A 15,891-nucleotide genomic window follows, 5' to 3' on the forward strand; every position below is an offset into this window, starting at 1 on the left:
TTAGCCAATAAGTGTGCCATTTCTAAACTCTCCAATCAAAACAGAAAAAAATGACCCATATGCCCTTTTCAAAAACACGATATATGCTAAATAGAGCGGGGTAAATGACAATATACCTGAATATAGGTATTGAATACAGCGAGAGAGATGTGCATCTTTGAATTGTAATCAGACAACACCTAGATCAACCTAGACTAGCTCTTGATTAAAGATAATTTTTCTCGAATAAATGCTGCTGACGGTACCATAACTATGGTGCCGTTATTTTTTTATTCGATTTCCAAAATCGTTTGCGTTTGGTTCATCCATGAGAAATCATCTCCCTTTATCTTTCCCAAAATCAACTGGGCAATAGGAGATAGCGGTGATATGGCCATCACGAACTCTGAGCCAACCTTGATTTGACCCAAACTGATTGATATAAAGAACTTTCCCTTCTCGGTACGCAACAGTGCTCCCGACTCTACCTTGTCAGATATCTTTTTGGGATTGATCCCCTTGAGCATTTTCTGCTGATGCACGAGTTCTGTTAGTTTTTTGGCGTACATATCGCGCTCGTTTTGACTCATGGCTCGACCCGTCTCATATTTGTCACCAGCCGATGACTTGGTCTCATTATTCGCAGAGGCCTGTGCAGCCTCCATACCAGACTTGGCGATATATATCTTCTCTACTAAAACTGCCTCGCAAGCTTTGTAGACCTTTTCTTTCTTTGTCACTGGTTACAAAATTATCTTCATCACTCTACCTCCACTTCCTGCTGCCCAAATACTACCATCTGGAGCGACATCTAAAGTATGGTATCCTTCGTAAGTGGTCTTTTGCCAAGTATAACCTCCATCATTAGACACGTAGGTTCCTCCAGGACCCGTCGATACGACTTGATCACAACTCACAAAACGAACAGATGACTGGTAAACTGGAAAATTATCTGCAGGAACCCATGACTCCCCACCATCTTCAGTAATCATTACATTATCACTACCTTGGTTTTCTTTGGTGTAATCCCCACCAACAGCCACGCCATGTTTCTCATCACAAAAGTCCAGAGAAAATATCCCCTGACTGGATTCTCCTTGAATAAACGGGACATATATAGCACTCCATACAGAAAAAGAACTGTTGGCTTTCAATATGCGAGCCATACGCCCCCCTGTCCCATTCATAAAAAAATTATCCCCTAAGTAAAGATGACTGCCACTTGCTGCAAATCCTCCTGCTTCATTTTCTGCCATCATGGGTAGTTTGTTAGGGTTGACACGCTTCCAAGATGCACCTCCATTTTTAGTCTTGAGTACAAAAAGTTTATTCGCTATAGGATCTCCCGTCAAGACACCCGTTTTTGAGTCAGAAAAAGAAATCCCGTTAAAAAATCCTTCAGGATAGTTGTTGGCAAACACGGACTTCCACGTAACTCCCGCGTCTATCGTTCGGTAGACATTGGACTTGTTCCCTAGACCTGCGCTCATCACGACGACTTCTGTAGGGCTAAGTACTTCTACGTCTCTGAAGTCTAATGAATCTGTGCCTGGGATTTTCACAGTCGCCCATGTTATTCCCCCATCTTCTGTTTTCGCAAGCGCTCCATGGCTGCCGCTCACCCATATAATCTTCTGATCGTAAACAGATATACCACGCAAAGACGCCTCAGTATTGACATCTATCTGCGCGTGGGCAATAGTGGCAGCAAACGAGAATAAAAGCAGGAGTTGTTTCATACTACAAATTACATGGAATGTATGAGATAATTATACAAGCAAACGCATCTATATGCACTGAAGGTTATAAATCCCCTGCCATACAGGGTCAATCGGTATTTCTGGGGAGAGATCTAGGATTACTTCGTGATTCAAGATTCATTGTTCGAAATTCATTATTGTTTTTCGTGAATAACCATCTCTTATAAGCCTTGAGCTTAATTTGAATGACTGGAATAAAAAATATCGAATCTGTCTACCGAGTTTACCCCCCCAACTTTACAGAGTGATCCGCCATACAGAGCAAATTTATTTAATGAGTGCAAAACGACATACTAGACAAAGGCTTTTGAACAAAAACAGCAGTCAGTATTGATAAGATTTATATCGAGTCTATACCGTTGAAAAAAATCGAAACGGTAAGGGAATGGAGTGGGACATACTGGATTCGAACCAGTGACCTCTGCCCTGTCAAGGCAGCGCTCTAAACCAGCTGAGCTAATACCCCATTTAGTTTCGTTAACCGAGGCGCAAATATCACCCAAACAATTTGAATAACAAATATGGCAGCCCCAAAATAATAATTAATAGAATAAGTCCCCAAAACTTATTCTTACGCTCACTTTCTGGTTCCAACTGATTGTAATAACTCACTTAGTCAAGATACAAAATAAATCTAGGTTTTGGTCAGACTCATCAGCTAGATAAAAATCATCATGATGAATCTCCGCTACCAAACCTGCGTCTTGATCTTGGAGTTTATTCCGGTTGAGTCGGTTCAGTATTTCATAGGGAATCCTCAATATAGGAGCAGGCAACTTGTGCTGTAGGTTGAAAATATCGAAGCGCATAATTTTATTGACAGAAGTTCTGTTCTGCTCGTGGTAGGTCATTACTTTTTCATTGCCCGCGATCCCTTTCATCTCTACTTTGGAAAAGATTCCTTGAGCTAGTGCTTTTAATTCGCTGCTCGTGTATTCACGGATGTGCCAAGGGTTTCGTGATAGAGACATTTTGATATTAGGAGTTGTAATGATAGCCGTTCCTCCTGGTTTGAGGACACGGTGAATCTCTTCGAGAAAAAGCTTATCGTTCTGGATATGCTCTATCACTTGAAAACTGATAACTACATCAAAACTATCTGTAGGAATACCATCAAAAGGAGGGAAAACTGCTTGGCGAAATTCCACACCCGTGTGTTTTTCCTTGAGCGCATCGATCACTTCCTGAATCTTGTCTAATGCCAGATACTCCTCTGCCACTGGGGACAGCAATTCTATACCTCTACCCTCACCACAGCCAGGCTCGAGAACCTTGCCAGAGACGAATGGTTTAGCTTCATAATAGGCCTTTAGCAACCGTTGGTGTATGGGGTTGTCTGAGACGATTTTATCAGAAGCGATTTCAGTTGTAAATGTCGACATGTAGCAAAACTAAAGTATTAATGATCTCAAAACCCGAAAATAATCTATATTTAGAACATGCCGTGGAACAAAACTCTCCTGATCACTCTATGTCTATACTGCCTATGCTTTCAAGTCAAATCCATAGATCTATCCAAGCTAGATTTTAGCCAAAACTACAAGAAGAATGGGGTACGACTGAACTACAGTCTTTCTCAGTCAGATACAACATACAGATTGCTATTGTCGATTGACTATACTCGCTACTCATCTACGGATCAAATCGAAAATCTGACGCTGCTATCACAAGAAAAATTCTCGTCCTCCAAGGATCAAAAAGTGACGCCTAGTTACCAAAACACTAAAAGATTAGTTCCTGGAGAACATTTTGAGTTTCGGTTTTCCGTCCCAAACGAACACAACTATCTTGTCATTCAATTTAACTACCAGAACACTACCTATTACTATGACATAGCGGTCAATGAGTCTCTGGCCTTTCCGTTGGCTACATTCTCTTGTATGAGACTAGAGGACTCGGCGATTGGCCCGCTCTTCTACCTTGGGGACAGCGTGCACCTATCATCTTTAGGTGTTGTTGACCAGACCTACTACCTGTACCAATACACTACGCCTTTCAAGCACGCACTGCCTCCTATGGTCACCTCCAACTTCGATACAACCAACCAGATCTTGGATATTCAGAAGTCGGCGATACCACAAAACGCCTTTAAGCTTGACACCATCAAATCCCTCTATTTTATCCAAACAGACACGACTACCAACACCGGCACCATGTGCATGAGCCAGTCAAGCAGCTACCCCAAACTCACCCAAATAGAAGAAGTCATTGCTCCATTGGTTTACATCAGCACAAGTGAAGAGTATCAAACCATGTTAGAGGCAGAAGACCCAAAAGCGGCCTTTGAAGATTTTTGGTTAAAAATCATTCCCGCCAAGAATATGGCCGCAGGTACGATCAAGGCTTTCTACAGGAACGTTCAAGATGCCAACGAGCTATTCACCTCCTACAAAGAAGGCTGGAAAATGGATAGAGGGATGATCTACCTCATCTTCGGGCCACCAGAGCGCGTAGAACGAGAGGAGGACAAAGAAATATGGAAGTATTCACGCTACGAGGGGGAGATTAAGTTTACTTTTGTCAAACAAATCAATTTGTTCACCCAGTTCCACTACGTACTCGAACGAGAAAAGAGCTACTCAGGAATATGGTTTAGCGAAATAAAAAAATGGAGACAAGGAAATATATAAACTATAAAAAACCTAAATCGGTCACTTACGACAACATGGTATTTGGTACACGTGCAGTCATAGAAACGATCAAATCAGGCAAAACAATAGATAAGATTTTTCTCCAAAAAGGTCTCGACAATGAGCTCACCAAAGAACTCACCGAGACATTACGCAATGGAGGAGCCATGCTCAGTGTTTCTCGCGTACCTTCCGAAAAGCTAGACCGCTTCACCAAAAAAAATCATCAAGGGGTAGTAGCCTTCGTTTCACCCATCGATTTTGTACCCTTACACAACATCGTAGCAACTAGTTACGAAAACGGCTTTGCTCCACTCATACTCATACTTGATCGAATCACGGATATTCGGAATTTCGGAGCGATCTGTCGTACTGCAGAGTGTGTAGGGGTCAACGGAGTAGTCATCCCTACCAACGGTGCTGCCATGATCAATAGTGATGCAGTAAAAACCTCAGCAGGAGCACTCAACTATCTATCCATAGCAAAAGAACCTCGGCTAACAGAATCCGTCAAATACCTAAAAGACAGTGGTTTTCAGGTCATTGCATGTACCGAAAAGTCTGATGAGATCGTCTATAGCGCGGATTTGAGTATTCCTACAGCTATTATTATGGGATCCGAAGAAGACGGTGTCTCTGATGAGTTATTGGCGGTAGCAGATCACAAATTAAAGATTCCAATACTGGGAAGTATTCAGTCACTCAACGTCTCCGTCGCAGCAGGTATCATCCTCTACGAAAGTATGCGCCAAAGAAGCTAAAAAAGAAAGCCTGTCATCTAAGGTGACAGGCTTTCTTTTTATATGTACTTTTCTCCTCGTTCTAATTTTACTTTAGCGACATAGTCTCTAAATTTTGCTTCATTATCCTTCTTACAGACAATAAGCACATCCTTAAAATCACCAACGAGATACCCATCTAGATCATCCAGTATTACTACCCGGTTCGATTCTACTTTGACAATACTATTTTTACAATCGAACATAAGCGCGTCACCATCTACCACATTTTGGTCATCATCTTTGTCACGTAGATCATGTAGAGAATCCCACGAGCCTAAATCTGACCAGTCAAAGTCACCCTCAATCACGTGAACATTAGGTGATTTTTCGAGTATACCATAGTCAATTGATATGCTTTCGCAAGCGGGGTAGATTTTATCAATAAAAACCTGTTCTTCATTTGTATAATATAAATCCTCCCCCTCAGCAAATGACTCAGCTATATCAGGCAAAAATTCTTTAAAAGCATTGGTAATGGCTTTTGTAGACCATACAAATATTCCTGCATTCCATACAAAGTCACCGCTTTCTAAAAATGTCTTGGCCAATTCCAATTCTGGCTTTTCAGTAAACGTCTTTACTTTTTTCACGACACCTTTTTCTTTCTCCATGTATTGGATATAACCATATCCAGTTTCGGGTCTCGTAGGCTTGATGCCAATAGTCACGATCTTATCCGTGCCATTCGCAGCATCAATAGCCTGTTGTGCGACATTAGCAAACTTTTCATACTGAAAAACCACATGATCCGCAGGCGTCACGACCATTATAGCATTGGGGTCTTTAGCATGAATTTTATACGCTGCATAAGCGATACAAGGCGCTGTATTTCTTCTACTTGGCTCACAAAGAATCTGATGATCCGAAAGGTCGGGAAGTTGCTCTTTTACTAAGCCTGCATAGTCATGGTTTGTAACTACTATTACATTATCTTTGTTGGAGACCGAAAGGAATCTTTCATAGGTCAACTGTAGTAGTGACTTTCCGACACCCAATACATCAATAAACTGTTTGGGTTTGGCGTTTCTACTGTAGGGCCAAAATCTACTTCCAACCCCACCTGCCATTATTACTATATGTACGTTTGAGTCCATGACTTATTCGTTTTCTTTCGTGCAAATATATACATCGGTTGCATAGAGGAAGGAGAAAGTCAACTTAATTCGTGGCATTTAAAGAAATAGATTTAATATATCAATTGGAATACATAAGCAAGCTGCTTGTTCCTAATTAGTCTGAATTTAGCTAACTTATGTATCACACAAAAATTTGAGAAAATGGTTGTAAAACAGGTCGACCAACTCCGTGAACAACTGAAGAAAACCTTCGGGTTCAGTAATTTTCGGGGCAATCAGGCTGATATCATACAAAATATCATGTCTGGTAAAAATACTTTTGTACTGATGCCTACTGGTGCAGGCAAATCCCTTTGCTATCAGTTGCCAGCAATCATACAAGACGGGACAGCGATTGTGATCTCTCCCCTGATCGCTCTGATGAAAAATCAAGTAGATCAGCTTAACGCTTTTGGTGTCAACGCACAGTTTCTCAACTCGACACTCAATAAGACTGAGATCAAAAGAGTCAAAAAAGAAGTGCTAGCGGGGGAAGTCAAACTTTTATATGTAGCTCCAGAATCTTTAACTAAGGAAGACAATGTAGCCTTTTTGAGTGAGGCAAAAATCTCCTTTGTCGCTATTGATGAAGCGCATTGTATCTCCGAATGGGGGCATGATTTCCGTCCCGAATACCGGCGTATCAAATCCATTGTAGAACAACTCGGTTCGATTCCGATTATTGCGCTAACCGCGACTGCCACACCCAAAGTACAGCTGGACATCCAGAAAAACCTGCAGATGGAAGATGCTGACGTTTTCAAGTCTTCATTCAACCGCCAGAATCTTTACTATGAAATCAGACCCAAAGTAGACGTCAACAAACAGCTGATTCGCTTTGTCAGAGAACACAAAGGGAAATCTGGTGTCATCTACTGCCTAAGCAGAAAAAAAGTAACGGAGATTGCGGAACTACTCAAGGTGAATGATGTCAAAGCAGCTCCTTATCATGCAGGATTAGACTCCTCTGTCAGGATGAAAAACCAAGACGACTTCCTCAACGAGGATGTAGATGTAATCGTCGCAACGATAGCCTTTGGGATGGGGATCGACAAACCTGACGTCCGTTTTGTGATTCACTATGACACGCCTAAATCCCTAGAAGGCTACTATCAAGAGACAGGGCGTGCAGGGCGTGATGGTCTAGAAGGCAAGTGCGTCATGTTTTACAGTCTAGATGATATCATCAAACTAGAGAAATTCAACAAAGACAAGCCCGTCACTGAGCGTGAAAACGCCAAGTTGCTTTTAGAGGAAATGTCGTCCTATGCTGAATCTTCAGTATGCCGAAGACGCCAACTGCTCCATTATTTTGGGCAAGAGTACACAGACACAGATTGCTCAGAAAATGGCATGTGTGACAACTGTGCACATCCTAAGGAAATATTCGAAGGAAAGGAGTATATCCGTCACACGATTGATATCGCGATCAAAACCGAAGAGCGCTTTGGAATTAAACATTTAGTCAACGTAGCTAGAGGAATAGAGAGTCAGTACGTCAAAAGCTATGAGCACAATAAACTCGACGTATACGGCATAGGAAATCAAGACACGGAAGTGTTTTGGAGATCCGTGGTAAGACAAACGCTCCTCAACGAATTTTTGTCCAAAGACATAGAAAATTTGGGCGTACTAAAGGTCACCCAAAAGGGTAGAGACTTCCTGAAAAAACCGTACTCTGTAGAGCTATCCAAAGACCATGACTATATCAGCGAAGAGCTAGAGGCAGAAAAACCTCCCGTAGAAAAGGCTCATGACGAAGAGTTATTCGAATTATTAAAGAACCTTAGAAAAAAGGTCGCAAAGCAAAAAAGTCTTCCTCCGTATGTTATCTTTCAGGATCCCTCTTTAGAAGAAATGGCGACTAGCTATCCTACCAATAACGAAGATTTAGCTCAAGTCAATGGGGTAGGGATGGGCAAGGTCATGAAGTTTGGGAAGCCCTTCATTGATCTAATCAGCCAATACATCAAAGAAAACGACCTTACTACTGCATCTGATGTAGTTATCAAATCGGCGATCAATAAGTCCAAGATCAAAATATTTCTGATACAACAAATAGACAGAAAAGTTGACTTAGAAGAAATTGCTGAAATGAAAAGCATGACCTTTGACGCCATCATTGATGAAATCGAGCATATTTGTTTTTCAGGTACTAAACTAAATTTAGACTACTATATTGATTCGTTCATTGACGAGGATAGACAAGACGATCTACTAGACTATTTTCTAACCGCCGAAACAGATGATCTCGATGTAGCAATGGATGAATTAGAATATGACGGGTATTCACTCGAAGAAGTCAGATTGATGAGGATCAAATTCATGTCCGAATACGCCAACTAATTCTTTGGGTATTATTACCTATAGGTGACGACTGATAAGTTATTTCCGTTAATTTTGCTCGTCGTAAAACAAAGCGAAATTGAAAATGAATGTACTTGTCATAGGATCTGGAGGGAGAGAGCATACCCTTATTTGGAAAATCAAGCAAAGCGCACTTTGTGATACCGTATATGCCGCACCTGGCAATGCTGGAACAGCAGATATCGCCACAAATTTAGATTTGGGGGTCAATGATTTTGAACAGATCGGACAAGCAGTTCTTGATAACAATATCGAACTAGTGATTGTAGGCCCTGAAGAGCCATTGGTCAAAGGAATTCGAAACTATTTTGCAAGTACAGACACACTCAAAGACATTTTACTCGTAGGTCCAGACGAAACGGGCGCGAGACTAGAGGGCAGTAAGGATTTCTCTAAAGATTTCATGCAACGTCACGGAGTCCCGACTGCTGGTTCTAAAACAATCACCAAAGACAATATTGCAGAAGGAAAAGCTTTTCTCAAGCAAGTAGAAGCCCCTTATGTTCTCAAAGCTGACGGTCTCGCAGCTGGCAAAGGGGTGATTATCACAGAAGACATTCAAGAAGCTGAAGACACGCTCGACGAAATGCTCGCGGGCAAATTCGGAGATGCAAGTAGCAAAGTCCTGATCGAAGAATACCTCCACGGAATCGAACTTTCTGTTTTTGTTCTCACAGATGGTAAAGATTACCTTATCCTGCCAGAAGCCAAAGATTACAAAAGAATAGGAGAGGGAGATACAGGTCCTAACACAGGCGGAATGGGTGCCGTGTCTCCCGTACCATTCGCTGATGCGGCGTTTATGAAAAACGTCGAAGAGAAAGTTATCATTCCGACCGTCAAAGGACTTGAAAAAGACAACATTGATTACGTAGGGTTTATTTTTATCGGCCTCATGAATAAGGACAGCGAGCCAAGCGTAATCGAATATAACGTAAGAATGGGGGATCCAGAAACAGAAGTAGTTCTTCCTCGTATCAAATCAGACCTACTACAACACCTCATCGCAGCAGCTAAAAAGGATTTAAAATCCGAAACCATAGAAGTCGGTCCAGAAACTGCTACGACAGTAGTAGCGGTATCTGCAGGTTACCCTGGTTCTTACCCGAAAGGATTACCAATGACAGGTTTTGAGGAAGTATCCGAAGGTATTGTCTTTCATGCGGGTACTAAGCAGGACGGCCAAACCATCGTCACCAACGGCGGTCGTGTTCTAGCCTCTACGGCATTGGCCAGTTCGATACAGGGAGCACTAGACCTATCTTATGCCAATCTCAAAAAGATCACTTGGGAAGGAATGACCTACCGAAAAGATATCGGCCAAGACCTGCTCAATTACAAATCATAACATCCCCTATGATCAATATCTTTTCCTCTCTATATCGTAGTAATTCTTGATTATATTTAGGGCTTTCTAAACAAAATTATATGTCAGGATGTAGTTCGTGCGGAGTACTCACAGCGGCGGATGGCCAAGTCAAAGGCTGTCAAAGCAATGGTGGGTGCAGTAGTGGTGGATGTAATAAGATGAACGTATTTGACTGGTTGTCGAACATGGATCAACCCGTCACTGACACTTTTGATATAGCTGAAATTCGATTCAAAAACGGAAGGAAAGAATTTCTTCGCAATGTAAATGATCTTGAACTCTATCCCGGAGATGCTGTCGTAGTAGATGTACCTAATGGACACCACGTCGGCTATGTGTCTCTACAAGGAGAACTGGTGCGTCTACAGATGCAAAAGAAAAAGGTCAAAAACGATGACGAAATTCGTAGTATCTATCGCATCGCAACTGACAAGGATTTAGAGAAGTTTGAATCCGTTAAGAAGCGAGAGAACCCAACGTTGTTTAGAACAAGAGAAATCATCGATCAGCTCAAGCTGAAGATGAAACTCACAGATATAGAATATCAAGCAGACAACTCCAAAGCTACATTTTATTACTCAGCTGACGAACGAGTGGATTTTAGAGAGCTGATCAAACAACTCGCTGCGGAATTTAAAATCCGTGTCGAAATGCGTCAAATTAGTCTGCGACAAGAAGCTAGCCGCCTTGGCGGGATAGGTTCTTGCGGTCGCGAATTATGCTGCTCTACTTGGCTATCCGAGTTCAAAAGTGTGTCGACCTCAGCGGCTCGGTACCAAAACCTCTCCTTGAACCCTAGCAAGTTATCTGGCCAGTGTGGCCGACTCAAATGCTGTCTCAACTACGAGCTAGAGACTTACATGGAGGCGCTAGAACATATCCCAAAAGTGGAAAAAGGACTAGTCACTGAAAAAGGGGAAGCAAGACTTCAAAAAACAGACATCTTTAGAAAGATAATGTGGTTTGGCTACAAAAATGACAATGCGTGGATCGCACTATCTACTGAACGTGTCAAAGAAATACAAAAGCAAAACGAGGAGGGAAAAATACCTGAAACACTCCTAGAGGACACCAAGGGAGGTCCATCTACCGAGTTTCAATCACTCAATAGTGATCTGGAGCAAATGGATAAAAAGTTCAAAAGCAAAAACAAGCCCAATTCGAACAAGAAACGCCGAAACAAGAACAAAAAGAATTTCAATCCAGCCAACAAACAAGGAGGGGAGAATAAGAGTGCAGATCCCGTGAAAAAGGCCACTCCTTCCAACGATGCTAAACCAACGCAAAATCGTAAGAAAAAACGCAGACCAAAAAAGCCTAACAATAATAAGAATTCAAATCAATCATGAGAAGACATCTCCTAGTTCTGGCTAGTGTCATAGCATCACTAACCTTTTATTCCTGTTCTAATGACATGGTCATCGATCAGAATCATGATATCACAGCAGGCGTTTGGCACGTCGATTCTTTGGCTGCTTTTACCTTTGATGTCATCGATACAACGAGTACTTATGACCTCTCCTATAACGTTCGGTACGCCGTAGACTACCCCTTTTACAATTTGTACGTCACTTACTATCTAGAAGACTCCACCACAGAGATACTAGATACGAAACTCCAAGAACTCATACTCTTTGATAGGAAAACAGGAAAGCCCCTTGGGACAGGTATTGGTGATTTATTTGATAGAGAAATCTTAATATTCGAAGAGCTGAAATTTGACAGAGTAGGTGAACACACTTTTAAAATCAAGCAGTTTATGCGCATGGAAGAACTGCCAGGTATCATGTCCTTCGGTCTCAAAGTTAAGCCTAGCAAAGATTAACCTAACCCTATTTACCCTCCTTTATATTCCTGGATATCAAACGATTGACTCGCTCTCTGACGTGCTCAGAATCGACCCATAACTGGCGGCTATATACCCGTGTAAATGGCCATTTTTTCTGTCTGAGCGTAAAATCTCTGTACACATGCGCATCCTTCACAGAGACAGATTGATGATAGTATACATCGTCTGTCAGTACCGCTCCCGCATAATCATCACCACCTTTGATCGTCAAATCAATATTGGGAAATCGCTGAACTAAATCTACATGATCAAAATGCTGATAGCCCAGCTCAGCAATACGGTTTTTGAGATACCACCCCTGCTCATGTCCAGCATCAGTAGATTCATAGGCGACTTCCTCACCATTCGACACCTGATAAGCAAACGCTAGATACTTCTTCAGTAATTTGGGGCCTTCATTTTTGGTATCATCTACACGTAGCTGCTGAGGCATAATACTCGAGACCAGATATATTTTTTCACGTGCACGAGTCACTGCCACATTCAGTCGGTTTTCTCCTCCTTCTGCATTCAAACTTCCAAAATGCATGGTAAGTTTTCCGTTGATATCTGGCGCATATACTGTTGAAAAAATGATCACATCCTTCTCATCTCCCTGAATATTCTCAATATTCTTAACAATCAAAGTCTCAGGAATTAAAAAACCTTGAGACACTGCATACTGCTCTAGATACTCGATGATGAACATCTGCTGTCGAGAGTTGAAAGTAACCACGCCTATCTCAATAGCAGGTCTCTCGGCTAGGAGTTGCTTTACCAATTGCGCTACTTTCTCAGCCTCCACTTCATTGTAGTTTTTCTCCCACACTCCATCAACTTTGACATAATCTATAGCTGGCTGGTGCAGGTTAACCTCCTCAAAATCAGGCAACATCTTTAATCTATTGTCATAGAAGTGTTCATTGGAGAAACGAATCAAATCTAAGCTCTTGCTACGATAGTGACCGTTGAGCTGTACCTGCATAATATGCTTAGAAGCTAAATGCAAAAAAGAGTCGAATTCCAACTCTGGTATATCATCCTCATTTTCTTCTTCCCACCGGATTTGATAGAGGTCGTTGGGTTTTAGTTGCTTGTCATCGCCAGCGACCACTACCTGTTTGCCACGGTACATAGCTGGCAAGCCTTTCTCTACGAAACACTGTGAGGCTTCATCAAATATGACGAGATCAAACATTTTTTCCATCGGGAATATAGCAGACACAGACTCAGGCGATGCGAGCCAGCACGGCATCAGGTCAAATATCTCTCTCGGAAAATTAGCAATCAACTTACGTACTGGCCATATACGCCTCTTTTTGGTTACTTGATGAAATAAATCCCGGTAGGTCACCATGTTATTGAGACGATTGTATTCAGCATTTTTATAGACACGCTCACGCGCTTTGATCAGCAGAATCTCATTGCTAATGCGTAGTTTCTCACGCACACACTCCTGTAGCTCAGACTGCATATCTTCCAGTTTGTTTGAACTCACCGCCCGTAGTATTGGATACTTAAGTTCGATGTGATCGATCCATGCTAGCTTCAGCGAGTTCAAAAAGATCCCCTGCCACACCTCTGCTTCTACTTCTGGAGCTTCGTCTTTAAGTTTTTCTATGACACTCTTTTCTTCTGCAGTCAACGCTTCGTCGAGTGCATCAAATTCACAAAGGGCATCAAAGTCCTTTTTCAGCGTAGAGAGCAAAAAATGTGCTTCGACTTGCTTAGAGAAAATTTCACGCATCTGCGGGATAGAAAAATACTCTAACCAATTACCCAATTTATCCGCGATAGGTTCTAGTGCTGTTACCAGTTTTTTGAGCTTATCAGTATAGGTTTCTTCGTTGTGTGATTCTATAGCGATATAATCCCTCAACGGCCGTATCTCGTTCAATAGATCTCGTGCCTCTATCGTCTGTTTTTGATAGAAAAACCAGTTCATCACATTGACCTTATTGTACACATCAGGTAAGCGGTTTAGGTCATTTCGCCCCTTGAACTGCGACAGGTTATGCTCTAGGTTTAGACGGCTATCCACCATGTCCACCAAAGTGGAAAAATCCTCTTTGTTGTTTTTCATCTGATTGGCCACCAAAACACGCGTGATGAATATCTTATCTTTAGAGAAAAACCGCCAAAAAAACCATTTGAATATATTTTCTCTGGCACTAATACCTCGCTCTAGCACCTCTTGAAAACGCCCCAACTCACCACTTCCTAGCGAGAGTTCTGGCCCTCGTCCTTTGAAGAACTGCATGACAATTTTTTCGATCTCTACAACCTCTGTCTTGCTTATTGGGCGAATCGCATTTTTCTGAATTTTGAGTACCCCGAGATAAACTTGTTGCTCACGTAGCAGCTCGGACAAATGAGCGATATCTTCTCGTTTATCGATAATCTCTACTGCATCCTCGAACATTAGTTTTTTACCCACAGCCTTTTCAGTCACAGTCTCTAGCACGTGAATGTAGCTATCCATTTCATCTAGATGCTTGACGATTATGCTCAAGTCACTCACGCCGAGACGGGCAAATGACTTGCGTTTGAACCAAGCATATCTTTCGTGCAAAAAAGAGGCGGCGTACTGACTATAACTTTTGATCTTCTTTAGCAAACCATCCACTTTGTCAAAAGTCATATCGCGATATTCCTGATTCAGAGCGAAAGCAGGCTTGTGCAGATTAGAAGTCAGATACAATTCCTTGACCGACACCCCACACTCTGTCTCATCAAAAAGTGCCATTTTGAACTCTTCGAGTTCTTCCTCCAATTGGTCGATTCTCCTACTGGTCTTTAGAAAATTTCTTTCTATCTGTATCGCATCTAGGGAATTATTCATTCCCATAAAATCATTGAGTCTATTGACTTGCCCCTCTAGTTGCTCATAGATTGGCTTTCTGTCATTCTTAAAATCATGCAGTAACCCAATAAAATCATTGAGCTGCTTCTCTTTTAGCCGTTGAAAAACCACATCAAGAGCTGCTTTTTTTTGACTCACCACTAGTACACTTTTGCCTCTGGCGATGTAGTCTGCTACTAGGTTACAGATCAACTGGGACTTACCAGTACCTGGAGGCCCTTGCACAACTGCCGAATTCCCTTTTTTGATGGCTTTGATAGCATTTTCCTGATAGGCATCCATCTTGAATGGCGTAAAGGTTTGGTCCTCCTTGACACGTTTGAGAAATCTGTAATAGGACGCAGAGTCCAGTTTTTCTTCCTCAGATTCATCGAGATTTCGCTCTAAAAAAAACTCCTCTACCGAAGCATACTTGTCCTGCTCCATGAGCGTCAAGTAGTCTGGCACGAGATAAGACCCTGCTTGAGGAAATATGCCCAGTACAGCTTCAGGAAAAAGTTTGAGCTCTCCTTCAGATTCAAACTGATCCAAATCTGATTTTTTGTATTCTTGAAACGACTTTAAATTATCTTGAAAGTTGTCTTGATTGAAATGAACCTCTAAACCGTGAGACTTGATCAAGTCAAAAAGATCTGTCTTAAAACCAGTACTCTCTCTATCAAAATCATCAAATACTCGCTCCAGCAACCCTTCGTCTACAGGTAAAGCGTTGTAAAAAGCATAGGCTAAAATGAAGGACTTGTTGAGTGTAATGTTAACGTCCTTTCGAAACTGCAGATTCCATTCCTTACCATCCGCATCCAGCGATACAGGAAAGAACATTAGCGGACACCGTACGAGTGTACCATCATTAAATTTACCTTTGACGAAAGGCCATCCCACATACATATCACGAGCACCCTGCTCTTCATATACCAAATGATCCACACGTTTGAGCTTTTTGAGACGCATGGAGAGCTTATTGCTATCTTCATCACGGCTATCCTGCACACTACAAAGCGGGATTTTAGACTTGCGTGCCATCACACCTTCCATGATTTTGAAAGAAGGTTCGTTCAGTGCAAAGTCAAACTCATGGAGATCGATAAATTGCTCTTTGAGTAGCTTTAGCAAGAGTAATGATCGATTGTTGCCTGATAGGTTGGTCAATCGGCGTAGGTATGATTTTAAAATCTCTTGCATAAATTTCCTTCAGTTT

At 41.9% G+C, this 15,891-nt stretch carries 11 protein-coding genes and 1 tRNA gene; 6 read left to right on the forward strand and 6 right to left on the reverse strand.

Annotated features, from left to right (window positions below; translation table 11 throughout):
• Positions 1-269: 269 nt before the first annotated feature.
• The 4 genes from BUB99_RS07755 to BUB99_RS07770 all read right to left on the reverse strand — a co-directional run bounded on the left by BUB99_RS07755 (position 270) and on the right by BUB99_RS07770 (position 3,121).
• Entirely contained in the window at positions 270-719 is a 450-nt protein-coding gene (locus BUB99_RS07755) for a hypothetical protein (RefSeq protein WP_073121206.1), read from the reverse strand.
• A 3-nt stretch (positions 720-722) separates the two neighbouring features.
• The gene (locus BUB99_RS07760; protein ID WP_073121207.1) at positions 723-1,718 is read right to left on the reverse strand and encodes a WD40/YVTN/BNR-like repeat-containing protein; all 996 of its coding nucleotides are present in this window, start codon (positions 1,716-1,718) and stop codon (positions 723-725) included.
• Positions 1,719-2,130: 412 nt separating this feature from the next.
• Positions 2,131-2,205, reverse strand: a tRNA-Val gene (locus BUB99_RS07765).
• A gap of 142 nt (positions 2,206-2,347) precedes the next feature.
• Positions 2,348-3,121 carry a class I SAM-dependent methyltransferase gene (locus tag BUB99_RS07770; RefSeq protein WP_073121208.1) on the reverse strand — a complete coding sequence of 258 codons (774 nt, stop codon included), beginning with the start codon at positions 3,119-3,121 and terminating at the stop codon, positions 2,348-2,350.
• Positions 3,122-3,178: 57 nt separating this feature from the next.
• Here BUB99_RS07770 and BUB99_RS07775 point away from each other — a divergent pair, with 57 nt between their 5' ends.
• The gene (locus BUB99_RS07775; RefSeq protein WP_073121209.1) at positions 3,179-4,369 is read left to right on the forward strand and encodes a GWxTD domain-containing protein; all 1,191 of its coding nucleotides are present in this window, start codon (positions 3,179-3,181) and stop codon (positions 4,367-4,369) included.
• Entirely contained in the window at positions 4,348-5,130 is a 783-nt protein-coding gene (gene rlmB / locus BUB99_RS07780; protein WP_073121210.1) for a 23S rRNA (guanosine(2251)-2'-O)-methyltransferase RlmB, read from the forward strand. Before BUB99_RS07775 ends, rlmB begins: the two co-directional genes overlap by 22 nt.
• A gap of 38 nt (positions 5,131-5,168) precedes the next feature.
• Here the strand turns inward: rlmB and BUB99_RS07785 are convergent, their stop codons facing one another.
• Positions 5,169-6,245 (reverse strand): mannose-1-phosphate guanylyltransferase, encoded by a 1,077-nt coding sequence (locus tag BUB99_RS07785; RefSeq protein WP_073121211.1) that lies wholly within the window; start codon positions 6,243-6,245, stop codon positions 5,169-5,171.
• A gap of 183 nt (positions 6,246-6,428) precedes the next feature.
• Here BUB99_RS07785 and recQ point away from each other — a divergent pair, with 183 nt between their 5' ends.
• The 4 genes from recQ to BUB99_RS07805 all read left to right on the forward strand — a co-directional run bounded on the left by recQ (position 6,429) and on the right by BUB99_RS07805 (position 11,827).
• Positions 6,429-8,612, forward strand: coding sequence for a DNA helicase RecQ (recQ, locus tag BUB99_RS07790; protein WP_073121212.1), 2,184 nt, complete (start codon positions 6,429-6,431; stop codon positions 8,610-8,612).
• Between the two features lie 85 nt (positions 8,613-8,697).
• On the forward strand, positions 8,698-9,981 hold the full coding sequence (purD, locus tag BUB99_RS07795; protein WP_073121213.1) for a phosphoribosylamine--glycine ligase: 1,284 nt from the start codon (positions 8,698-8,700) through the stop codon (positions 9,979-9,981).
• 80 nt (positions 9,982-10,061) lie between these two features.
• Positions 10,062-11,351: a PSP1 domain-containing protein gene (locus BUB99_RS07800; protein WP_073121214.1), complete on the forward strand. Its 1,290-nt coding sequence runs from the start codon at positions 10,062-10,064 to the stop codon at positions 11,349-11,351.
• A complete protein-coding gene (locus BUB99_RS07805) occupies positions 11,348-11,827 on the forward strand; it encodes a gliding motility lipoprotein GldH (protein ID WP_073121215.1) in 480 nt (159 codons plus the stop codon). Before BUB99_RS07800 ends, BUB99_RS07805 begins: the two co-directional genes overlap by 4 nt.
• 7 nt (positions 11,828-11,834) lie before the next feature.
• Here the strand turns inward: BUB99_RS07805 and BUB99_RS07810 are convergent, their stop codons facing one another.
• On the reverse strand, positions 11,835-15,875 hold the full coding sequence (locus tag BUB99_RS07810; RefSeq protein WP_073121216.1) for an AAA domain-containing protein: 4,041 nt from the start codon (positions 15,873-15,875) through the stop codon (positions 11,835-11,837).
• Between the last annotated feature and the right edge of the window lie 16 nt (positions 15,876-15,891).

Origin of the sequence: Reichenbachiella agariperforans, assembly GCF_900142205.1 — a bacterium.
GTDB lineage: Bacteria > Bacteroidota > Bacteroidia > Cytophagales > Cyclobacteriaceae > Reichenbachiella > Reichenbachiella agariperforans.